Annotated in this window: 21 protein-coding genes; 14 read left to right on the forward strand and 7 right to left on the reverse strand. The window is 72.3% G+C overall.

Translation table 11 applies throughout. The annotated features are described in order from the left end of the window. Positions 1-2: 2 nt before the first annotated feature. The 8 genes from ahcY to secA all read left to right on the forward strand — a co-directional run bounded on the left by ahcY (position 3) and on the right by secA (position 11146). Positions 3-1442 (forward strand): adenosylhomocysteinase, encoded by a 1440-nt coding sequence (gene ahcY, locus CFRA_RS02940; protein ID WP_075664826.1) that lies wholly within the window; start codon positions 3-5, stop codon positions 1440-1442. A gap of 22 nt (positions 1443-1464) precedes the next feature. Next, the gene (locus tag CFRA_RS02945) at positions 1465-2127 is read left to right on the forward strand and encodes a dTMP kinase (RefSeq protein ID WP_075663391.1); all 663 of its coding nucleotides are present in this window, start codon (positions 1465-1467) and stop codon (positions 2125-2127) included. Between the two features lie 112 nt (positions 2128-2239). After that, positions 2240-2920, forward strand: coding sequence for an MtrAB system response regulator MtrA (gene mtrA, locus CFRA_RS02950; RefSeq protein WP_075663392.1), 681 nt, complete (start codon positions 2240-2242; stop codon positions 2918-2920). A gap of 6 nt (positions 2921-2926) precedes the next feature. Continuing rightward, positions 2927-4771, forward strand: coding sequence for an MtrAB system histidine kinase MtrB (gene mtrB, locus CFRA_RS02955; protein WP_281247468.1), 1845 nt, complete (start codon positions 2927-2929; stop codon positions 4769-4771). Next, positions 4772-6499, forward strand: coding sequence for an MtrAB system accessory lipoprotein LpqB (gene lpqB / locus CFRA_RS02960; protein ID WP_075663393.1), 1728 nt, complete (start codon positions 4772-4774; stop codon positions 6497-6499). It abuts the gene before it with no gap. A gap of 138 nt (positions 6500-6637) precedes the next feature. Beyond that, complete coding sequence (locus CFRA_RS02965; protein ID WP_342743166.1) at positions 6638-7255, forward strand: ComF family protein; 618 nt, start codon at positions 6638-6640, stop codon at positions 7253-7255. A 195-nt stretch (positions 7256-7450) separates the two neighbouring features. Next, positions 7451-8128, forward strand: a complete 678-nt coding sequence (hpf, locus tag CFRA_RS02970) for a ribosome hibernation-promoting factor, HPF/YfiA family (RefSeq protein ID WP_075663394.1) — start codon at positions 7451-7453, stop codon at positions 8126-8128. A gap of 411 nt (positions 8129-8539) precedes the next feature. Further along, positions 8540-11146 (forward strand): preprotein translocase subunit SecA, encoded by a 2607-nt coding sequence (gene secA, locus CFRA_RS02975; protein ID WP_075663395.1) that lies wholly within the window; start codon positions 8540-8542, stop codon positions 11144-11146. Positions 11147-11190: 44 nt separating this feature from the next. Here the strand turns inward: secA and CFRA_RS02980 are convergent, their stop codons facing one another. Further along, positions 11191-11880 (reverse strand): hypothetical protein, encoded by a 690-nt coding sequence (locus CFRA_RS02980; protein ID WP_075663396.1) that lies wholly within the window; start codon positions 11878-11880, stop codon positions 11191-11193. 137 nt (positions 11881-12017) lie between these two features. On the opposite strand from CFRA_RS02980, the gene CFRA_RS02985 reads away from it, so the two are divergent. Next, the gene (locus tag CFRA_RS02985; protein WP_075663397.1) at positions 12018-12428 is read left to right on the forward strand and encodes an HAD-IA family hydrolase; all 411 of its coding nucleotides are present in this window, start codon (positions 12018-12020) and stop codon (positions 12426-12428) included. A gap of 7 nt (positions 12429-12435) precedes the next feature. Then, positions 12436-12942 (forward strand): DUF6912 family protein, encoded by a 507-nt coding sequence (locus CFRA_RS02990; RefSeq protein ID WP_075663398.1) that lies wholly within the window; start codon positions 12436-12438, stop codon positions 12940-12942. Between the two features lie 8 nt (positions 12943-12950). Here CFRA_RS02990 and rsgA read toward each other — a convergent pair whose 3' ends face one another. Both rsgA and aroA read right to left on the reverse strand, forming a co-directional pair. Next, positions 12951-13964: a ribosome small subunit-dependent GTPase A gene (gene rsgA / locus CFRA_RS02995; protein ID WP_075663399.1), complete on the reverse strand. Its 1014-nt coding sequence runs from the start codon at positions 13962-13964 to the stop codon at positions 12951-12953. Then, on the reverse strand, positions 13957-15291 hold the full coding sequence (aroA, locus tag CFRA_RS03000; RefSeq protein WP_075663400.1) for a 3-phosphoshikimate 1-carboxyvinyltransferase: 1335 nt from the start codon (positions 15289-15291) through the stop codon (positions 13957-13959). The genes rsgA and aroA overlap by 8 nt, the downstream gene beginning before the upstream one ends. An 18-nt stretch (positions 15292-15309) precedes the next feature. Between aroA and CFRA_RS03005 the strand changes: the two genes are divergently transcribed. The 3 genes from CFRA_RS03005 (at position 15310) to rsrA (ending at position 16972) form a co-directional block, all read left to right on the forward strand. Beyond that, complete coding sequence (locus CFRA_RS03005) at positions 15310-15984, forward strand: SOS response-associated peptidase (RefSeq protein WP_075663401.1); 675 nt, start codon at positions 15310-15312, stop codon at positions 15982-15984. A 61-nt stretch (positions 15985-16045) separates the two neighbouring features. Next, positions 16046-16687, forward strand: coding sequence for a sigma-70 family RNA polymerase sigma factor (locus CFRA_RS03010; RefSeq protein WP_075663402.1), 642 nt, complete (start codon positions 16046-16048; stop codon positions 16685-16687). A gap of 3 nt (positions 16688-16690) precedes the next feature. After that, positions 16691-16972, forward strand: a complete 282-nt coding sequence (gene rsrA, locus CFRA_RS03015; RefSeq protein WP_075663403.1) for a mycothiol system anti-sigma-R factor — start codon at positions 16691-16693, stop codon at positions 16970-16972. A 148-nt stretch (positions 16973-17120) separates the two neighbouring features. Here the strand turns inward: rsrA and CFRA_RS12015 are convergent, their stop codons facing one another. Together CFRA_RS12015 and CFRA_RS03020 are read right to left on the reverse strand one after the other, a co-directional pair. Beyond that, positions 17121-17195, reverse strand: a complete 75-nt coding sequence (locus CFRA_RS12015; RefSeq protein WP_415684509.1) for a 50S ribosomal protein bL37 — start codon at positions 17193-17195, stop codon at positions 17121-17123. A 123-nt stretch (positions 17196-17318) separates the two neighbouring features. Beyond that, positions 17319-17576 carry a WhiB family transcriptional regulator gene (locus CFRA_RS03020; protein ID WP_075663404.1) on the reverse strand — a complete coding sequence of 86 codons (258 nt, stop codon included), beginning with the start codon at positions 17574-17576 and terminating at the stop codon, positions 17319-17321. Between the two features lie 509 nt (positions 17577-18085). Between CFRA_RS03020 and CFRA_RS03025 the strand changes: the two genes are divergently transcribed. After that, positions 18086-18589, forward strand: a complete 504-nt coding sequence (locus tag CFRA_RS03025) for a hypothetical protein (RefSeq protein WP_245797645.1) — start codon at positions 18086-18088, stop codon at positions 18587-18589. A gap of 101 nt (positions 18590-18690) precedes the next feature. Here the strand turns inward: CFRA_RS03025 and CFRA_RS03030 are convergent, their stop codons facing one another. Both CFRA_RS03030 and CFRA_RS03035 read right to left on the reverse strand, forming a co-directional pair. Next, entirely contained in the window at positions 18691-19971 is a 1281-nt protein-coding gene (locus tag CFRA_RS03030) for an Rv3212 family protein (RefSeq protein WP_075663406.1), read from the reverse strand. After that, on the reverse strand, positions 19968-21374 hold the full coding sequence (locus tag CFRA_RS03035) for a DEAD/DEAH box helicase (RefSeq protein WP_075663407.1): 1407 nt from the start codon (positions 21372-21374) through the stop codon (positions 19968-19970). Before CFRA_RS03035 ends, CFRA_RS03030 begins: the two co-directional genes overlap by 4 nt. Positions 21375-21468 lie beyond the last annotated feature (94 nt).

Here is a 21468-nt window from a genome sequence, read left to right on the forward strand (position 1 = left end):
TGATGACCACGGTCAGTGACTACAAGATCGCCGACATCTCGCTCGCCGAGGCCGGCCGCCACCAGATCCGTCTGGCCGAGCACGAGATGCCCGGCCTGATGGCCCTGCGCGAGGAGTACGGCCAGGAGAAGCCGCTCGCCGGCGCCCGGATCGCCGGCTCGATCCACATGACCGTGCAGACCGCCGTGCTCATCGAGACCCTCCTCGAGCTCGGCGCCGAGGTCCGCTGGGCCTCCTGCAACATCTTCTCCACCGACGACGCCGCGGCCGCCGCCGTCGTCGTCGGCGAGGGCACCCCGGAGGACCCGCAGGGCGCGCCCGTCTTCGCCTGGAAGGGCGAGACCCTCGAGGAGTACTGGGACTGCCTGCTCAACGTCTTCACCTGGGGTGACGGCGTGGAGCCGAACATGATTCTCGACGACGGCGGCGACGCGACCATGGCCGTGATCAAGGGCGTCGAGTTCGAGCAGGCCGGCGCCGTGCCGCCGGCCGACGCCACCGACTCCGACGAGGAGATCGCCTTCAAGGACATGCTGCGCGGCGCCCTGGAGAAGGACGGCGAGCGCTGGCGCCGGGCCGCCGCCGAGATCCGCGGCGTCACCGAGGAGACCACCACCGGCGTGCACCGCCTCTACCACTTCGCGCAGGAGAACCTGCTGCCCTTCCCGGCGATGAACGTCAACGACGCCGTCACCAAGAGCAAGTTCGACAACAAGTACGGCACCCGCCACAGCCTCATCGACGGCATCAACCGCGCCACCGACATGCTCATCGGCGGCAAGAACGTGCTCATCTGCGGCTACGGCGACGTGGGCAAGGGCTGCGCCGAGGCCATGAAGGGCCAGGGTGCGCGCGTGAAGGTCACCGAGGCCGACCCGATCAACGCCCTGCAGGCCCTGATGGAGGGCTTCCCCGTGGTCACCGTCGAGGACGCCATCGCCGAGGCCGACATCGTCGTCACCGCCACCGGCAACCTGGGCATCATCTCCTTCGACGACATGCTCAAGATGAAGGACCACGCGGTGCTGGGCAACATCGGCCACTTCGACAACGAGATCGACATGGCCAGCCTGATCCACCGCGACGACGTCACCCGCACCAACATCAAGCCGCAGGTCGACGAGTTCCACCTGCCCAACGGCCGCGCGATCATCGTGCTGTCCATGGGCCGCCTGCTCAACCTGGGCAACGCCACCGGCCACCCCAGCTTCGTGATGTCGAACTCCTTCGCCGACCAGACGATCGCCCAGATCGAGCTGTTCACCCACCCGGACGACTACGGCAACGAGGTCTACCGCCTGCCGAAGATCCTCGACGAGAAGGTCGCGCGCATCCACGTCGAGGCCCTCGGCGGCGAGCTGACCGAGCTGACCAAGGAGCAGGCCGAGTACATCGGCGTCGACGTCGCCGGCCCGTTCAAGCCCGAGCACTACCGCTACTGATCCCGCGGAGGAGACCGGGCAGATGCTGATCGCAGTCGAGGGCCTCGACGGGGCCGGCAAGAACACGCTCGTGCGCGGGCTGGTCGAGGCCACCGGCGCGGACGTGCTCGCCTTCCCCCGCTACGGGGAGTCCGTGCACGCCCAGCTGGCCGCCGAGGCCCTGCACGGGCGGATGGGGGACCTGACCGACTCCGCCTACGCGATGGCCACGCTGTTCGCGCTGGACCGCCACGGCGCCCTCGACCGGCTCCGCGCGGCGTCGGGGCACCCCGCCGCCGGCACCGCCCCGACCGCGACCGCCGCCGGCACCGCCCCGGCCGCGACCGCCGCCGGCGGCGTGCTCATCTGCGACCGCTACGTCGCCTCCAACGCCGCCTACTCCTGGGCGCGCACCGGCGACGAGGCGGTGGTCGACTGGGTCGAGGACCTCGAGTTCTCCCGCCTCGGCCTGCCGCGGCCGGACCTGACCGTCCTGCTGGACACCGACCCGGCCACCGCCGCCGAGCGGGCCCGCGGCCGGGAGGCCGCCGACGCCTCGCGCACCCGGGACCGCTATGAGCGCGACTCCGGGTTGCAGGAGCGCACGTGGCAGGCCTACCTGCGCCTCGCCGATCGCCGGTGGGGCGGGCCCTGGCTGGTAACGTCGGATCCGGCGAAGATCCTCGCCGCCGCGGGCCTGGGCTGACCGAGCGCCCGGCGGCGCGGACCATCAGCGCAAACACAGACTTATCCGCGCGCCGCACCGGAGGGCCCGTCACGGCCCGCCGGCGGCCCCAGACAGCAGGGAGTGGCTCACCGTGCCGAAGATCCTCGTCGTCGATGACGACCCGGCCATCTCCGAGATGCTCACGCTCGTGCTCGAGGGCGAGGGTTTCGACCCCGTGGCCGTCATGGACGGCTCCGAGGCCGTGCCCGCCTTCGAGCGTGAGGACCCGGACCTGATCCTGCTCGACCTGATGCTCCCGGGCATCAACGGCATCGACATCTGCCGGGCGATCCGCGAGACCTCGACCGTGCCGATCGTCATGCTCACCGCGAAGACGGACACCGTCGACGTGGTCCTCGGGCTCGAGTCCGGCGCGGACGACTACATCACCAAGCCGTTCAAGCCGCAGGAGCTCGTCGCCCGCATCCGCGCGCGCCTGCGCCGCAGCGACGACCACCCCTCCGAGTCCATCGAGGTCGGCGACCTGGTCATCGACGTCCCGCGCCACACCGTGCGCCGCGGCGAGCAGGAGATCAACCTGACCCCGCTCGAGTTCGACCTGCTCGTCGAGATGGCGCGGCGTCCCACCGAGGTCTTCTCGCGTGAGGAGCTGCTGGAGAAGGTCTGGGGCTACCGCCACGCCTCGGACACCCGCCTGGTCAACGTGCACGTCCAGCGGCTGCGCTCGAAGATCGAGAAGGACCCGGAGAACCCGCAGATCGTGCTGACCGTGCGGGGCGTGGGCTACAAGACCGGCGGCGTGGGGGAGTAGCGCCTCTTGCGGGAGAAACTCGCCTCCCTGCGCGCCACGGTCGCCGAGTCGTGGCGCACCTCGCTGCAGGTCCGCGTCATCGGCTCCATCGTGGTCGCCACGACCGTGGTGATGATCGTGCTCGGTCTGTCCATGGTCTCCGTGGTCACCCAGCAGCTGGTCGACGCGAAGATCGACACGGCCAACTCGGACATCGACCGCGCCCGCCTCGCCGTCGAGGAGCAGATCTCGGCCACCGGCGCGAGCAGCTCGGTGCAGTCGCGGCTGAACTCCGCGCGCGCCGCGCTGACCAACCGCGCCTCCCAGGACGAGCCGGCCGCCCTCTACGAACCGGTGCTGCTCGTGGCCAACCAGGACGGCACCGTGACGACCTCCCCGGAGGGCTACCGGATCCCGGAACGGCTGCGCTACTACGTCGACCAGAACCAGATCTCCTACCAGTTCACCGAGGTCAACCGCTCCGACGGCTCGACCTACTCGGCCCTGGTCATCGGCACGCCCACCGACGCCGACATCCCGGGCCTGCAGGTCTACCTGGTGATGAGCATGGAGAACGACCAGGAGACGATGGCGCTGATGCGCGGGCTGATCTCCGCGGCCGCCGTGGTGCTCATCGTCCTGCTCGTCGGCATCGCCTGGCTGCTCGCCCAGCAGGTGATCACCCCGGTCCGCTCGGCCAGCCGCATCGCCGAGCGTCTGGCCGCCGGCCACCTGCGCGAGCGCATGTCGGTCGAGGGCGAGGACGAGATGGCCCGCCTGGCCATGAGCTTCAACTCCATGGCCGAGTCGCTGTCGAAGCAGATCCGCCAGCTCAAGGAGTACGGCGACCTGCAGCGCCAGTTCACCTCGGACGTCTCCCACGAGCTGCGCACCCCGTTGACCACCGTGCGCATGGCCGCGGACATGATCGCCATGCACAACGACGAGTTCAACCCGGCGACCAAGCGCGCCTCCGAGCTTTTGACCGGCGAGCTCGACCGCTTCGAGGACCTGCTCTCCGACCTGCTGGAGATCTCGCGCCACGACGCCGGCGTGGCCGACCTCAACGAGTCGCTCTTCGACATCCGCATGAGCGTCGACGAGGCCGTCCGCCAGGTCGAGCCCATCGCCGAGCAGGTCGGCACCGAGATCCGCCTGCTCGGCCCCGCCGAGCCGATCCGCGTCACGGGCGACTCGCGCCGCGTCGAGCGCATCCTGCGCAACCTGCTGGCCAACGCCGTGGACCACTCCGAGTCCCAGCCGGTCGAGGTCGACTGGGCCGCCAACGACGAGGCGCTCGCGGTCACCGTCACCGACCACGGTGTGGGCCTGAAGGAGGGCCAGGAGGAGCTGGTGTTCAACCGCTTCTGGCGCGCGGACCCCTCGCGCGTGCGCCACTCGGGCGGCACCGGCCTCGGCCTGGCCATCGCCCAGGAGGACGCCCACCTGCACGGCGGGCACATCGACGCCGCCGGCACCGAGGGCGTGGGCTCCCAGTTCCGCCTCGTGCTGCCGCTGACCCCGCTGGCCGAGTACACCGAGGACCCGCTGCCGCTCATCGCCCCCGGCTCCTGCGGGCGGCCCGCCGAAGAGATTGACGACGCCGCGTCGGGCACCGTCGCGGTCGCCGCGCCGTCGGGCGCGCAGGCGCCGGCGGCGCCCGCGCCGGAAACGCCGGATACGCCGGATATGCCGGAGGCTCCGGAAGCGCCGGCGCCCACCGCCGAGGAGCGCGCCGAGCGCACCGTGGACCCGGAGCGGGACACGCCCGCCTCCGCCGGGCGAGACGCCCAGCGGGGCGCCGCCGCCCCGGGCGAAACGGAACCGGAGACGCCGGCGGGCGGGGCGTCGGAAAGCAACGAGGAGGACTGAGTGCGAAACCGCCGAACCCGACTGCGCGCCGCTGTGGCCGTGGTGACCTGCGCGGGCATGCTCGCCTCGTGCAGCTCGCTGCCGCGCAACTCCGAGCCGAACGCGCTGCGCCCCTTCGCGCCCAACGAGCGCACCGAACCGGACCTGGGCCCCACCCCGGACCAGGAGCCGGACCTGCTGCTGCGCGAGTTCTACACCGCCGCCGCGCGCCCGACGCAGGACTACCAGGCCGCGCGCGGCTACCTGGCCGGCGGCATCTCCCAGCGCTGGACCCCGCAGGAGTCCACGCTGGTGGTCGACCGCATCGACATCAACACCCAGGCCGGCGCCAACGCCGACGAGCGCACCTTCGACGTGCGCGGCACCGTCATCGGCCGGCTCGACTCCGACGGTGCCTACAGCCCGGACAACGGCACCTACGAGGCCAGCGTGACGCTGCGCCGCCAGGACGACGGCCAGTGGCGCATCACCGCGCTGCCCGACGGCGTGGTCTTCGAACGCACCGAGCTGCGCAACAACTACGAGCCGCACCGCATCTTCTTCTTCGACCCCGCCGGGCGCGTGCTCGTCGGCGACCGCCGTTGGGTCTACTCCGGCGAGCGCGCGCAGGACGCCGCGCTGATCAACCTGCTCGTGCAGGGCCCGGCCGCCGGCCTGGAGCCCGGCGTGCGCCACGACCTGCCCGAGGAGGCCAGCTTCCTCGGCACCGAGGACGGCGTCTACCGCTTCGCCGGCATGGGCTCGATGAGCCCGGAGCAGCGCATCGCCTTCGCCGCCCAGCTCGTCTGGACCCTGGCCGAGGCCGACATCCCCGGCCCGTACACCATCGAGGCCGACGGCGCCCCGCTGGCCGAGGGCTACCGCGAGCTGACCACCGACGACTTCGCCGCCTTCAACCCGGAGACCGGCTCTGCGGCCGTCGCCCCGCTCTACGCGCTCTCTGACGGCAACCTGCTGAAGGTCTCCGGCGCCGGCGCCGACCCCGTGCCCGGCGAGCTGGGCACGGCCGGGGACATCGCCTCGGCCGACGTCTCCGTCGACGACGTCGCGGCCGTGGTGCGCCGCCGCGGCAACATCAACGAGCTGTGGATGGGCGGCACCGAGAACGGGCTGACCCGCCAGCTGAGCGGCCAGACGCTGACCCGGCCGACCATCGAGCCCGAGGCCGCCGGCGCCTGGACGGTCGTCGACGGCCACGACGTGGTGCGCCTGGTGCGCTCCAACTCCACCGGCGCGGTCGCGCGCACCTCCGTCCGCATCGACGGCCTCGACGACACCGAGAGCGCCGACGAGGAGATCTCCGTGCTGCAGCTGTCGCGCACCGGCGTGCGTGTGGCCATGATCGTCGACGGCCACGTCTACCTCGGCGTCGTCGCGCAGCGCCCCAACGGCGAGCGCAGCGTGGTCAACGTCACCGAGATCGCCGCGCAGCTCGACGGAACGGCCGTCTCGCTCGACTGGCAGGCCGACGGCTCGCTGGTGGTGGGCACCTCCTCGGCCGAGTCGCCGCTGTGGCGCGTCGAGCAGGACGGTTCCTCGCTGGTCTCGCTGCCCTCCGGCAACGTCACCGCGCCCGTGGTGGCCGTCGCCTCCGGGCAGAACACGCTCTACCTCACCGACGCCCTGGCCATCCGCCAGCTGCCCGCCAACGGCACCTCCGACAGCGCCTTCTGGCGCGAGGTGCCCGGCCTGCAGGGCGTGCGCTCCGCCCCGGTCGTCGCGCACTGACGCCCCGGCTGCGGTAGATTCCGCAGGCGAGGGGCGGCGGGCCCACGCCCGCCGCCGGGGGACTGCGCGGGCCGGCACCCGCCCGGGGCCGGTGGACCGGTGCCCGCCCGGGGCCGCCCACGGGGAGAGGGGGAGTGCTTGCTGCCGGAACTGGAGCTGCTGCTGCCGCGGCGCTGCGCCGGCTGCGGCGCGCCGGGCGAGGTGCTCTGCGCGCGCTGCCGCACCGAACTGGCCGCCCCGCCCCACCGGGTCTCGCCGCGGGTGGAACCCGGGGTGCCGGTGTGGGCGCTCGGGCCCTACTCGGAGACGCGCCGCTCGGTGATCCTGGCGATGAAGGAGCGCGGCGACCGCACCGTGCGCCGCTGGGTCGGTGCGGTGCTCGCCGCCGCGGTGGCGACCCTGACCGCCCGCGGCGAGGTCGGTGAGCACCCCGTGCTGGTGCCCGCGCCCACGGCCGCGCGCTCGGCCCGCCTGCGCGGCGGGGACCCGGTCGCCGACGCCTGCCGCGCCACGGGGCTGCCCACCGCCGCGGTGCTCGTCCACGCCCGCGGGGTGCGCGACTCGGTGGGCCTGTCCCCGGCGGCGCGCCGGGCGAACCTCGCCGGGCGGGTGCGCCTGCGCGGGCCGGTCCCGGCAGGCGAGCTGGTGCTCGTCGACGACGTGGTGACCACCGGGGCCACGCTCGCGGCGGCCTGCGCGAAGCTCACCGTCGCCGGGGCGCACGTGCGCGGTGCGCTCGCCTTCGCGGCGGCGTAGGCGACGCCGGGTGCACCGGGGTGGACCGGGGGCCACCCTCCGTAGGGGGTAGTCGGGCCCCGGGGATGTGTGAATGTGTCCGCATCGGTCCTGGACGGGGCCGTGGTGGGGGAGGGGGCCCGGACACTGTTGCGCGCGTCAAAGGTAGCATGGGAGGTGACCTACAGTCCCGCCTATTCTGAGGGAGGAAAGCAGATGTCGAACTCTGCTGACAGCGCCGAGAACACCACCGAGGCTCTCGGCCCCGACGCCCAGGTGACCATCACCGGGCGCAACGTAGAGGTGCCCGAGCACTTCGCGGAACGGGTCAACTCCAAGCTCGCCAAGATCGAGCGTCTCGATCCCACCCTGACTTTCTTCCACGTTGAGCTGCAGTACGAGCCCAACCCGCGGCGGGAAGCCGAGTGCGATCGCATCCAGATCACGGCGACCGGTAAGGGCCACATCGCCCGCGCCGAGGCCAAGGAGGACAGCTTCTACGCGGCCCTGGAGACCGCCCTGGCGAAGATGGAGCGCTCCCTGCGCAAGGTCAAGGCGCGTCGCTCCATCGCCCAGTCGGGCCACCGCGCCCCGAAGGGCACCGGTCAGATCGCGGCCGACCTCGTCGCCGAGGCGAACAAGGCCAAGCAGCAGCAGGGCAAGTACGACGTCGACCCGTACGCCGACGAGGTCGAGGAGATCCTGCCCGGCCGCGTGGTGCGCACCAAGGAGCACCCGGCCAACCCGATGACCGTCGACGACGCGCTCAGTGAGATGGAGCTCGTCGGCCACGACTTCTTCCTCTTCGTCAACTCCGAGGACAACCGGCCGTCCGTGGTGTACCGCCGCCACGCCTTCGACTACGGCCTGATCACCCTCACCGAGGAGGAGTGAGTCACCCGGCGCGGTGACACCGGGCGGCGCCCCGCGGCGCCCGCCGGCACCGCGCCGTGGCCCCACCGGCCGGGGCCCGCCCACCCGGGCGGGTCCCGGCCTTCGTGCGTCCGTACCCCGCCGCGGGCACGGCACGCGCCCGACCGCACCCGTCCGCGGGCGCGGCGCCCGCACCCGGCCGCACCCCGCCTGCGCCCCGCCGACGCCGCCCCGGCCGCACCCGGCCGGCACGCGCGACGCGTGCGGCGTCGTTAATCTCATGGTCACCGTGCATGAAACCCACAGCCGCCCGTTGTGTGCGCGGGCGGGGCAGCCGTTAGACTCGGCGGACGCGGAAGGGCTCGCGCCGCCGCGTGCGTACAATGTTGGGACGCACAACGGAAGATTCCATGTAGCGAAGGACCTGTAGACGTGTTTGGACTGTCCAAGCTTCTGCGCGCCGGCGAAGGCCGGACAGTGAAGCGCCTGTCGAAGATCGCCGACGACGTCGTCGCCCTCGAGGACGAGTACGCCGCCCTCAGCGACGACGAGCTCAAGGCCAAGACCGACGAGTTCAAGCGTCGCGTGGCCGACGGCGAGAGCCTCGACGACATCTTCCTCGAGGCCTTCGCCACCGCCCGCGAGGCCTCCTGGCGCGTGCTCGGGCAGAAGCACTACCACGTCCAGATCATGGGCGGCGCGGCCCTGCACTTCGGCAACGTCGCCGAGATGGCCACCGGTGAGGGCAAGACCCTGACCTCGGTGCTGCCGGTCTACCTCAACGCCCTCGAGGGCAAGGGCGTCCACGTGGTCACCGTCAACGACTACCTGGCCAAGCGCGACGCCGAGTGGATGGGCCGTGTGCACCGCTGGCTGGGCCTGACCGTCGGCGTGATCCTGCCGGAGCTCGACCGCAAGGACCGCAAGGCCGCCTACGACTCCGACATCACCTACGGCACCAACAACGAGCTCGGCTTCGACTACCTGCGCGACAACATGGTCCGCAGCCTCGACGACTGCGTGCAGCGCGGCCACCACTACGCCATCGTCGACGAGGTCGACTCGATCCTCATCGACGAGGCGCGCACCCCGCTGATCATCTCCGGTCCGGCCGAGGGCTCCTCGCAGTACTACACCGTCTTCGCGCAGCTGGCCCCGCGCATGCAGCTCGACGTCCACTACGAGGTGGACCGCCGCAAGCGCACCGTCGGCGTGCTCGAGGCCGGCGTCGAGTTCGTCGAGGACCAGCTCGGCATCGACAACCTCTACGCCCCGGAGAACTCCCAGCTGGTCAGCTACCTCAACAACGCGCTGAAGGCCAAGGAGCTCTTCGAGCGCGACAAGGACTACATCGTCCGCAACGGCGAGGTGCTCATCGTCGACAGCTTCACCGGCCGCATCCTGGCCGGCCGCCGCTACAACGAGGGCATGCACCAGGCCATCGAGGCCAAGGAGGGGGTGGAGATCAAGAACGAGAACCAGACCCTGGCCACGGTGACCCTGCAGAACTACTTCCGCCTCTACGACAAGCTGGCCGGCATGACCGGCACCGCCGAGACCGAGGCCGCCGAGCTCAACCAGATCTACAAGCTCAACGTGGTCAAGGTCCCCACCAACAAGCCGAAGCAGCGCGTCGACCACTCCGACCGCGTCTACAAGACGCAGGAGGCCAAGTTCGCCGCCGTCGCCGACGACATCGCCGAGCGCCAGGAGGCCGGCCAGCCGGTCCTGGTGGGCACCACCTCCGTCGAGCGCTCCGAGTACCTCTCGCAGCTGCTGCAGCACCGCGGCATCCGCCACAACGTGCTCAACGCGAAGTTCCACGAGCAGGAGGCGCAGATCATCGCGCAGGCCGGCCTGCCCGGCAACGTCACGGTGGCCACCAACATGGCCGGCCGCGGCACCGACATCGTGCTCGGCGGCAACCCGGACATCCTGCTCGACATCAAGCTGCGCGAGCGCGGCCTCGACCCCGTCGAGGACGAGGAGGCCTACCAGGAGGCCTGGGACGCGGAGCTGCCCGCCGCCCAGGAGCGCTCCAAGAAGCTCGGCGACAAGGTGCGCGAGGCCGGCGGCCTCTACGTGCTGGGCACCGAGCGCCACGAGTCGCGCCGCATCGACAACCAGCTGCGCGGCCGTTCCGGCCGTCAGGGTGACCCGGGCGAGACCCGCTTCTACCTGTCGATGCGCGACGACCTGATGGTCCGCTTCTCCGGCCAGGCCATGGAGAACATGATGAACCGCCTCAACGTCCCGGACGACGTGCCGATCGAGGCGAAGATGGTCTCCAACTCCATCAAGGGCGCGCAGGCGCAGGTGGAGAACCAGAACTTCGAGATGCGCAAGAACGTCCTGAAGTACGACGAGGTGCTCAACGAGCAGCGCAAGGTCATCTACCGCGAGCGCCACGAGGTGCTCGAGGCCGCGGACATCTCGACCTACATCCGCAAGATGATCGACGAGACCGTCTCGGCCTACGTCAACGGCGCCACCGCCACCGGCTTCGTCGAGGACTGGGACCTGGAGAGCCTCTGGCACGCCCTGGAGTCCCTGTACGGGCCGACGATGAGCTACCAGAGCCTCATCGACGGCGACGAGTACGGCCCGGCCGGCGAGCTGACCGCCGAGCAGCTGCGCGAGGCCGTGCTGGCCGACGTCAACGCCCAGTACGACTCGCTGGAGGCCAAGGTCGAGGACCTCGGCGGCGAGGGCCGTATGCGCGCCGTCGAGCGCATGGTGCTGCTGCCGGTCATCGACCAGAAGTGGCGCGAGCACCTCTACGAGATGGATTACCTCAAGGAGGGCATCGGCCTGCGCGCGATGGCGCAGCGCGACCCGCTGGTCGAGTACCAGAAGGAGGGCGGTGACCTCTTCAACGCGATGAACGACGCGATCAAGGAGGAGACCGTCCGCCAGCTGTTCCTGCTGCGCAAGCAGTTCGAGCAGCAGGAGACGCAGGCTGCTGACCAGTCCGGCGCCAACGAGTCGGCCCCGGCCGAGGCCGCAGCCAAGACCGAGGGCCCGGCCGCGCGCGACTGACCTCGACGGGCCCTCGACCGCGCCCGGCCGTGCCCGTCCGGGTGTCAGCCGACGCGCAACACGTCGAGGCGCCCACCGTCGAGGCAGGCGACGAAGGCGTGCACACGCCCGTCGACGCGGCAGGAGCCGAAGACCTCCACGCGCCCGTCGATTTCCGACGCCCCCGCACCCCGCCCGGGTGCGGGGGCGTCGCCGTCTTCGCGGCCCGGCGTGCGCGCGTTGGTGCGCCCGTGGCCGGGCGCGGGTGCCGGGCGCAGGTGCAGCGAGAGGACGCGCACCTCCGTGGCGGCGCGGGGTGCGGTGGGCCAGGCGGCGGCTGCGCCCGGTCCGGTACGGTCCACGCCGGCGCGTCCCGTGCGGCGGGCGGCGGCGCGTTCGGCGCGGCGGGCGGCGGCGTGCAGGCGCACCTGGCGGCCGTAGGCGGCCGATTCCAGGGCCCGCGGCCCGCACACCCCGAAGATGACGTGCAGGGCGCGGGTGACGCGTGCCAGGGCCAGGCGGCGCGGGGCGGTGGGCCCCGGTCTGCCGCGCACGGCCTTCGGCCGGTGCCGCCCCGAGGAGCCGGGCCCGCCCCGGTCCCCGTCGGGGGAGCGGCCGCCGTCGGGAGGGTGGACCCCGTCGGTCTCGCGGGCGGCGCGGGGCCCGGGTGGCCGGGGCGGGGCCGCTTGCGGGTCGAGCATCATGAGCACGGCGGTGCCCGGCAGGGGCACCAGCGCGCCGGTGTCGGCGGACATGGTGGTCTGTCTCCTCGTCGCGCGGGCGACCCGGGCGGCGGGGCGGGGGTGGGCTGGGTATCATTGTGACACGAAAAGCGGCCGGGCGCGCGACGCCGGCGGCCGGCGAGACCACCACCGGAAGGGGTTGTGAGAGCGTGCGAGGACTGATCGTCGACTACGTGGGCGTGCTGGACGGCGACGAGGAGGAGCAGCGTCGCTGGCGCAACCTCTTCGCCGCGGCGCGGGCCAACGGGGTGGCCACCGCCATCCTGTCCAACGACCCGGGCGGCCAGGGCGCCGAGCCGATCCGCGAGTGGGAGTACCGCGGGATCGTCGACGCGGTGCTGCTCTCCGGGGAGATCGGCGTGGGCAAGCCCGCCGAGGAGGCCTTCCAGGCCGCCGCCGACGCCCTCGAGCTGCCGATGCAGGACTGCGTCTTCGTCGACGACTCCATCGTCAACGTGCGCGCCGCCGTCGAGTCCGGCCTGGTCGGCGTGATGTACCAGACCTTCGACCGGGCCGTCGTGGAGATCACCGGCCTGTTCGACATCGACGGCGAGTTCTAGGTAACCGATGCGCGTCTACCTGCCCGCGACCTTCAACTCCCTGACCGAACTCAACGAGTCCGGCGTCATCCACGCCCGCAGCGGCTGGGCCTTCGCCGTCACCGACGCCCTGCGCGAGTTCTACACCTCGGGCGACGAGGAGGAGCTCTCCGACGTCGCCTTCGACCAGGCCGCGCTGGCCAGCCTGCGGCTGCTCGCCGTCGGCGACGTGGAGAAGTTCCCGCACCGCCGCGTGGTGGTCTCGGCCGACGTCGACGACGCCCACGTCACCCCGGTGCCGGACAACGGCGAGTCCGTGGTGCGCCTCGAGCCGGCCGCGGTCGAGCTCGACGACGTCGCCGCCATCCACGTCGACGTGCCGGACGCCGAGGAGGCCACCGCGAAGGCGGTGACCGCCATCGACGCCGCCGACCTCGGCGACGAGGACGCGGAGCTGACCGTGGGCGACGCCCAGGACAACTGGCTCGCCTTCTACGACCCCTCCGAGCTGCCGGTCCTCATCGAGCTGCTCTAGCCCGCGCATCACTCCCAGTCGACGTTGGAGTGCAGCGCCTCCAGTAGCCGGCGCACGGCCGCCACGCGGCGCGCGCCCGCCCCGGTCAGCTCGTCGAGGGCACACTCCGGGTCGGCCGGCGGGCCCAGGTGCGTGCAGCCGCGCGGGCAGTCCTCCGCGGCGGCCGCGAGGTCCTCGAAGGCCGCGATGACGTCGTCGGGGGAGACGTGCGCCAGGCCGAAGGAGCGGATGCCGGGGGTGTCGATGATCCATCCGCCGCCGGTCTCGCGCGGCAGGCGCAGCGCGACCGACTGGGTGGAGGTGTGCTGGCCCTTGCCCACCCCGGAGACCTCCCCGGTGGCGCGGTCGGCCTCGGGCACCAGCCGGTTGACCAGCGTTGACTTGCCCACCCCGGAGTGGCCGATCAGGGCGGAGACCCGACCGGAGATCCGCTCGAGCAGCGGGTCGAGGGGGTCCTCGACGCCGCAGACGACCACGGGCACGTCCAGGTCCGCGAACTCCGCGGCGAACACGCTCGGGTCGGCCAGATCCGACTTGGTCAGCACGATCACCGGCTCGATGCCGCCGACGAAGGCGGCGACCAGGGAGCGCTCCACGAACCCGGAGCGCGGCGGGGGATCGGCCACCGCGGAGACGATGAGCAGCAGCTCCGCGTTGGCGACCACGGTGCGCTCGTAGGAGTCGGTGTCGTCGGCGGTGCGCCGCAGCACGCTGGTCCGCTCGTCGAGCTTGACGATGCGCGCCAGGGTGCCCTCCCGCCCGGAGGTGTCGCCGACCACGCCGACGCGGTCGCCGACCTCGACGGGGGTGCGCCCCAGTTCGCGGGCGCGCATGCACACCACGCGCACGGGGTCGTCGGCGTCGCGGTCCCGGTCGAGCACCACGCCCCAGCGGCCGCGGTCCTTGGTGACCACCATGCCGAAGAGGGCGTCCTTGTGCGCGGGCCGCTTCTTCGTGCGCGGACGCGACCCCTTGCCGGGCCGCACGTGCACGTCGGACTCGTCGTAGTGGCGCCTAGGCACGGCACCCCTCGTCGACCATCGTCTGCCACATCATCTGGAAGCCGGGCAGGGTCTTGGCGGTGGTCTGCACGTCCTCGACCTCGACGCCGTGGACGCGCAGGCCGAGCACTGCGCCGGCGGTGGCCATGCGGTGGTCGGCGTACGAGCGCCAGACCCCGCCGTGCAGGAACGCCGGGCGGATGAGCAGGCCGTCGTCGAGCTCGCTGCAGTCGCCGCCGAGCCGGTTGATCTCGGTGCTCAGCGCGGTCAGCCGGTCGGTCTCGTGGCCGCGCAGGTGCGCGATGCCGGTCAGGCGGCTCTCGGACTGGGCCAGGGCCGCCAGCGCCGCCACGGTGGGGGCCAGCTCGCCGAAGTCGGACATGTCGAGCTCGATGCCCTTCAGGTGCCCGCCGGCCGGGCCGGTGACCTCGAGGTCGTGCGGGTGCGGCCCGCCGGACTCGCTGGGCACCAGCTCGACCGTGCAGCCCATGGCCTCGAGCACGCCGCGGACGGCGTCGCCGGCCTGGGTGGTCCGCTCCGGCCAGTCGAAGACGCGCACGGTGCCGCCGGTGACGGCCGCCGCCGAGAGGAACGGTGCGGCGTTGGACAGGTCCGGCTCGACGGCCCAGCGCCGCCCGGCGATGGGGCCGGGGTGCACGCGCCAGGTCTGCGCGTCCTCGTCGACGTCGACGAGCACGCCCGCGGTGCGCAGCATGTCGACGGTCATCTCGATGTGCGGCACCGAGGGCAGCCGCCCGCCCTCGTGGCGGACGGTGACGCCCTCCTCGAAGCAGGCGCCGGCCAGCAGCAGCCCGGAGACGAACTGCGAGGAGCCGGAGGCGTCGACGGTGACCTCGCCGCCGCGGGCTGCGCCGCCGCGCACCGTGCACGGCAGGGCGTCGCCGTGGACCTCCACGCCGAGGTCGCGCAGGGCGTCGAGGATCGTGCCCATCGGGCGGCGGCGCGCCTGGGCGTCGCCGTCGAAGACTACGGAGGCGCCCTCCGGGGTCAGCGCGGCGATCGGGGGCACGAAGCGCATCACCGTGCCGGCCAGGCCGCACTCGACGGTGCCGCCGCGCAGCGGACCGGGGTCGACGTTCACCGTCGTCGAGGCGGTGCCGTGACCGGGCTCGTCGGAGTGGATCCGCGCGCCGATGGCGCGCAGGGCCTCGGCCATCAGGTGGGTGTCGCGGGAGTGCAGGGCGCCGGCGATCTCCGAGGGGCCGGAGGCGAGGGCGGACAGCACGAGCGCCCGGTTCGTGATGGACTTCGAACCGGGTACATGTTGGCGCCAGCGGACCGGGCCGCGGGCGGCGGGGGCGGGCCAGGGCGGGACATTTTTACTCACACCCCCATAATAGAGAGCATGTGCGGAAGGTTCGTCCTGTTCACCACCGGGGAGCGCCTCCTCGACGCCGTCGGCACCCTGCCGGGCGTCACCGAGGTGCGTGCGCCGCGCGACACCCCGCCGGCGCGCTACAACATCGCCCCGACCCAGATCGCCCCCGTCGTCCGCCTCGGCGGCGAGGCCCACTCCGAGGCGCTGGTGGAGCCGGCGCGCTGGGGCCTGCTGCCGCACTGGAAGCGCGACGAGAAGGGCCCGACCCTGTTCAACGCCCGCTCCGAGACCGTCGCCGAGAAGCCCTCCTTCCGCGACGCCTTCGCCAAGCGCCGCTGCGTGATCCCCATGGACGGCTACTACGAGTGGCACGAGAAGGTGCCGCACTTCATCAGCCGCGACGACGGCGGGCTGCTGTGGGCCGCCGGGCTGTGGGACACCGGCCTGGACCAGCTGTCCTGCACCATCGTGACCACCGCCTCCGCCGAGCCGTTGGAGTGGCTGCACGACCGCATGCCGTTGCTTCTCGACGCTGCGTCCGCCGCCGCCTGGTGCACCGGCTCGGCCGGGTCCGCCACGGAGATGCTGGCGCCTGCGGCGCCCACGCTGCGCGCGCACCTCGGCGCCCGCCCGGTGCGACGCGACGTCGGCAATGTGGCCAACGACTTTCCCGGGCTCCTCGACACCGTCGGGGCGGAGTAGCGGTACCCGGGCCTAGAATGGTTCCCCGACCCCGACCGTGGAAAGGACGGTGGCCCGGCAGATGGCGGACAGTGACGTCGAGGACGACACGCGGCTGCGCGAGCGCTTCGAGAGCGAGGCGCTGCCGTTGCTCGACCAGCTCTACGGCGGTGCGCTGAAGATGACGCGCAACCCGGCCGACGCGGAGGACCTGGTCCAGGAGACCTACATGAAGGCCTTCCAGGCCTTCGGATCCTTCAGACCGGGCACCAACCTCAAGGCGTGGCTGTACCGGATCATGACCAACGCCTACATCAACACCTACCGCAAGAAGCAGCGGCGTCCGCAGCAGACCTCGGCCGACGAGATGACCGACCACCAGCTGTACACGACCTCCTCGCACGACTCCTCCGGGCTGGAGTCCGCGGAGGTCGCGGCGCTGAAGAACATCCCGGACCAGGAGATCGTCGACGCGCTGAACTCGCTGTCGGACGACTACCGCATGGTCGTCTACTACGCCGACGTCGAGGGGCTGGCCTACAAGGAGATCGCGGAGATCATGGGCTCCCCGCTCGGCACGGTGATGAGCCGGCTGCACCGGGGAAGAAAACAGCTGCGCGGTTTGTTGAAGGGGGTGGCACACGAGCACGGCATCGGGCTCGACCACCCCGACATGGCCGAGCCGGCGCACAACCGCACGAAGACGAAGAAGCAGGAGGCGTGAGCGATGACGTCCGGACACGACGTGCACGGCGAAGGGTGCACCTGTGACTGTGACAGCGTCGAGCGCAAGCTCGCCGCACTCCTCGACGACGAGCTGACCGCCGCCGAGTGCGCGCAGCTGCGCGCGGAGATCACCGCGTGCCCCGAGTGCGCGGCGGGGCTCGAGCTCGAGGAGGCGCTGCGCAAGCTGCTGCGGACCTGCTGCGGGGCGGACCACGCGCCGAGCCGGCTGCGCGAGCGGGTGACCTACCAGCTGCGCGTCACCACGGTGCGGCGGTTCAACTAGCTGCGACGGCCGCGCCGCGGCGCGGCTTTGCAGCCCATCCGATAAAAGCGGAACCACCCGGCAAGACGAAGGCGCGGCCGGGATCCTCTGGGGATCCCGGCCGCGCCACCTTCGACTTCGCTCCGCCTAGCGGGGGCGGTCGATCAAGCTAGCAGTTGGGCCGCTTGCCGTGGTTCGACTTCTTCTTGCGGCGGTCCTTGCGCTTGCGTCCGCGCTTGCTCATGGGGCACCTTCCTTGCTGGGCGGTTGGGTTTCTTTGTCGCTCACACTGTAGTGCCGGCGGACGCGACCGCGGTAATCGGGGTCGGCCGCTCAGGCGGCTCCGGGTGAGGGGAGCGGGTGCGTCCTAGACGGCGACGCGGGTGCGGCGGCCGCGCTTGTTGCGGCGCTTGAGCGCGCGGCGCTCCTCCTCGGACAGGCCGCCCCACACGCCGGCGTCCTGGCCGGTCTCCAGGGCCCAGGCCAGGCACTGGGAGGTGACGGGGCAGCGGTTGCAGACGAGCTTCGCCTTGGCGATCTGGGCCAGGGCGGGCCCGGAGTTGCCCACGGGGAAGAACAGTTCGGGGTCCTCGTCGCGGCAGACGGCCTTGTGACGCCAATCCATTTCGGGTCAGTCTCCTTAGGAAGTCTCGGGGTTAAGAAAATGCAGTGGGAAACGATCGGTGAACGGGACTGGGCGCACCAGAGACACATCCCCGCCCGCTCGCGGGGATGCGCATCATGTCCAAGCTTTCGGGCGAGTGCGTGCGGGGCAGGACTGCGCGGGGAACGGACCCCCGGCTCACTCCGCAACGGTTCACTCGGCGTTAACCCGCTGGCGCTTCCGGGTTAAGGGCCGGTTTTCCAACCGGTTGCTTTTGCTGATTGTTGATCATTGCACGGTCACACACTCTTGGCTAGAGTTACACCGAAAATGTGCCAGAAGTCACAGGCGAAATTTGGCTTTCGGCACGATCGGGGGCGAAACCGGGCCTGAAAATAGACTGAGGGGACCCTTAGTAAAACGGTTGGCCAGCGGAAACCGTCCGGCCCGACTGAGTACACGGGCCGCGGCCGCGTCAAATTGCCCCCGTCCCGGTCGCCCGGGAGGCCCCGCCCGATAGGATCAGGGCCGTGAACAAGACCAGCCCCAGCCCGAAAAGAGCACCCGCCGCGACCCCGGCCCGCGCGGGCGGGCGCGCCCCCGTGCCCGCCACCGTGCGCTACGCCGGGATCATCGCCTGCGTGCAGGCCGTGGCCGGCATCGCCTACGCCGTCCTGCTGCTCGCCCGGCAGGTCCTCGGCGAGCGCGGCGCCGACATCGTCAGCGAGCCCGGCGGCAACGCCGGCTGGGTCGCCACCGGCACCGCCGTCTTCCTGCTGATCGTCTTCGGCGGCGTCTTCGCCGGCGGTCTCGGGCTGGCCCGCGGCACCCACCGCTGGGGGCGTGGCCCGGTGATCATCCTGCAGATCATCTTCCTGCCGATCTCCTTCAGCATGTTCGGCGCCGGTGCCTGGCCTCTCGGCGTGGTCACCCTGGTCAGCGCCTTGGCCATCCTGGTCCTGCTGTTCAGCCCGGCCGCCGTGCACTGGGCCGCCGCGGCCTTCGACACCGCCGGCCCCGAGCAGCGCCGCTGACGGTGCGCGCCCGCGGCGAGGGACGCGACGTCGTCAATTGAACGGGAGACCCCCGCACACCCGGGAACGGGTGCGCGGGGGTCATCGCGCTGCGGGGGGCTTCAGAGCACGCGCAGGGCGGCCAGCTCGTCGCCGCGGCGCTCGATGACGCGGTCGCCGGCCAGGGCCAGGTCCACCTCGCCGGTGTAGCCTGCCCGGTCGACGGGGATGGTGTGCTCGACCTTCCCGGTGTCCCAGTCGGCCACGGCCAGGCCCTCGGCGGTGGGGTAGACCAGGCGGCCGCCGACGGCCACGCCGGTGCCCGTGGCGTCCTCGATCACGTGGGCGACCTCGAGGTTGTCCGGGTGCATCAGGTAGAGGCGCTCGCCGTCGAACCAGCTCATGTGGTGCGGCAGATCCGCGGTTTGCGGCAGGAAGAGGCCCTCCGGTGCGCGGTCATCGGCGGCGGCCCCGGTGTCGCCGGCCGCGTCGATCGCGGGGGCCGCGGCGACGTCGCGGGAGAGCCGCTCGGTGCCCTCCCTGGAGAAGCTGCGCAGGCGCGGGGTGGGACCGGGCTCGAAGACGGCCGCGCCGTCCTGGCCGACGGCCACCAGGCGCGAGCCCGCGGTGAGCGCGACCTCGCCGGCCATCTCCGGGGCGCGCGAGTCCTCCGGGGTGGTCGCCTGGAAGCGCAGCCAGGTGTGCCCGGGGTCGTCGGGGCAGTCCTCGGTGACGGCGAGCAGCTCGGTGCGGGTGAGCGCGGAGTTGATCGCGCACTCCTCGTGGGGCTGCTGGTCCGGCTCCTGCTTGGCGGGCACGTCGCCGTACTCGACGGTGCGCACCAGGTCCGAGCGCCACAGCTCGACGCGCTCGGGGGAGGCGATGCCGACCCGGCTGTTGGAGGCCACCGAGGCGACCTTCTCGGGCGCCGGGGCCGAGCGGGTCGCCGAGTAGGAGCCGTCGGCGGCGTCGAGGGAGACGGCGTCGCCGCAGCCGGCGTCGGCGGCGGGGTCGCGGAAGACGAGCACGGCCGTGGCCCACGCCGCACCGGCGGCGCACAGCTCACGGTCGGCGCGGGTGTAGGACCACAGCTGTGTGCCGTCGGGGGCCAGGCCGCGGGCGCCGTGCTCGCCGGGCACCACGGTCACGCCCTCGATGACGATCGGGCGGCCGGCGCCGGCGAGGCTGAGCGCGGGCTCGGACCAGTCGGCCTCGACGGCGGTGGGGGCGGAGGCGGGCTCGGCGGGGATCGCGGCGGTGCCCTCGGCGACGGTGTGGTCGACCTCGCGCACCGGGGCCGTGGCGACCACGCCGAGCACCGCCGCCACCGCGACGACGGCGATGACGGCGGTGGCGATCAGGTCACCGCGGGTGCGCCGCAGCGGCGCGCCGGCCCCGCTCAACGGCGGTTCTTTCCGCGCCCGCGCCCGCGCTCGTCGCGCCGGCGTCCGCGGCCCCGGTCGCCGTGCCGGTCACCGCGCCCGCCGCGCGCGCGGCCGCCGTGGCCACGGCCGCTGTGGCCGCGACCGTGGTCGCCACGGCCGCCGCGGTCCTCACCGGGGGCGGGCAGCCCGAAGACGCGGCGCGCCGGGCCCACGCGGTCGGGGGCGTCGTCGGGGATGTCCAGGGCCTCGCCCAGCTCCGGGGAGGTGGAGAACCAGCGCGGCGGCTCGGCCATGTCGAGGCCGACCTCGTCGTTGATCGCGGACCACTTCGCGGCCTCGTCGTAGCCGATCAGCGTCACCGCGGTGCCGGAGTGGCCGGCGCGGCCGGTGCGGCCGATGCGGTGGATGTAGGTCATCGGGTCGTCGGGGGTCTGGTAGTTGATCACGTGGGTCACGTCGTCGACGTCGATGCCGCGGGCGGCGACGTCGGTGGCCACGAGGATCTCCACGGTGCCGTCGCGGAAGGCGTTCAGCGACTTCTCGCGGGCACCCTGGCCCAGGTCACCGTGCACCGAGGCGACGGTGAAGCCGCGGCCGGCGAGGTCCTCGGCCACCCGGGCCGCGGTGCGCTTGGTGCGGGTGAAGATGATGGTGCGCCCGCGCCCGTCGGACTGCAGGATCCGGGCCAGCACCGCCGGCTTGTCCATGCGGTGCGACAGGAAGGCGACCTGCCGGGTCGAGGCGTGGGTCAGCCCCGACTCGGTGGCCTCGGCGCGGATGTGCACCGGGCGGTTCATGAAGCTGCGCGCCAGCGCCAGGATCGGCCCCGGCATCGTCGCGGAGAACAGCATCGTCTGGTGCTGGTGGGTCAGGGTGGCCAGGATCTTCTCGATGTCGGGCAAAAAGCCCAGGTCGAGCATCTCGTCGGCCTCGTCGAGGACGAGCACCGCCACGCGGTCGAGGCGCAGCTCGCCGCGCTGGTGCAGGTCCAGCAGGCGGCCCGGGGTGCCGACGACGACGTCCACACCGGCGTGCAGCGCGTCGATCTGCTCCTCGTAGGGGCGTCCGCCGTAGATGGTGGTCACGCGCACCGGCAGGTTCTCCGCGGCCGTGGTCAGGTCGTCGCCGACCTGGTCGGCCAGCTCGCGGGTCGGGGCGACCACCAGGGCGCGCGGGGTGCCGTCGAGCTCCTCGACGTCGGCGGAGTCGAAGACGCGGTCGAGCAGCGGCACGCCGTAGCCGAGCGTCTTGCCCATGCCGGTGCGCGCCTGGCCGATCAGGTCGCGGCCGTCGAGCGCGATCGGCAGCGTGAGCTCCTGGATGGCGAAGGTGCGGGTGATCCCGGCGGCCATGAGGGCCTCGGTGATCTCGGCGGCGACGCCGAGTTCGGCGAATGTGGGACTGGTACTGACGGCAGACACACCTAGATACTATCGGGCGCGGGCTATGATGGGCCCCATGCCTCGACCCGGGGCCCGGCCGTGCGACGGGCGGGCCCTTTCCAGGGTGGGGAGC

Source organism: Corynebacterium frankenforstense DSM 45800, assembly GCF_001941485.1.
Taxonomy (GTDB): Bacteria; Actinomycetota; Actinomycetes; order Mycobacteriales; family Mycobacteriaceae; genus Corynebacterium; species Corynebacterium frankenforstense.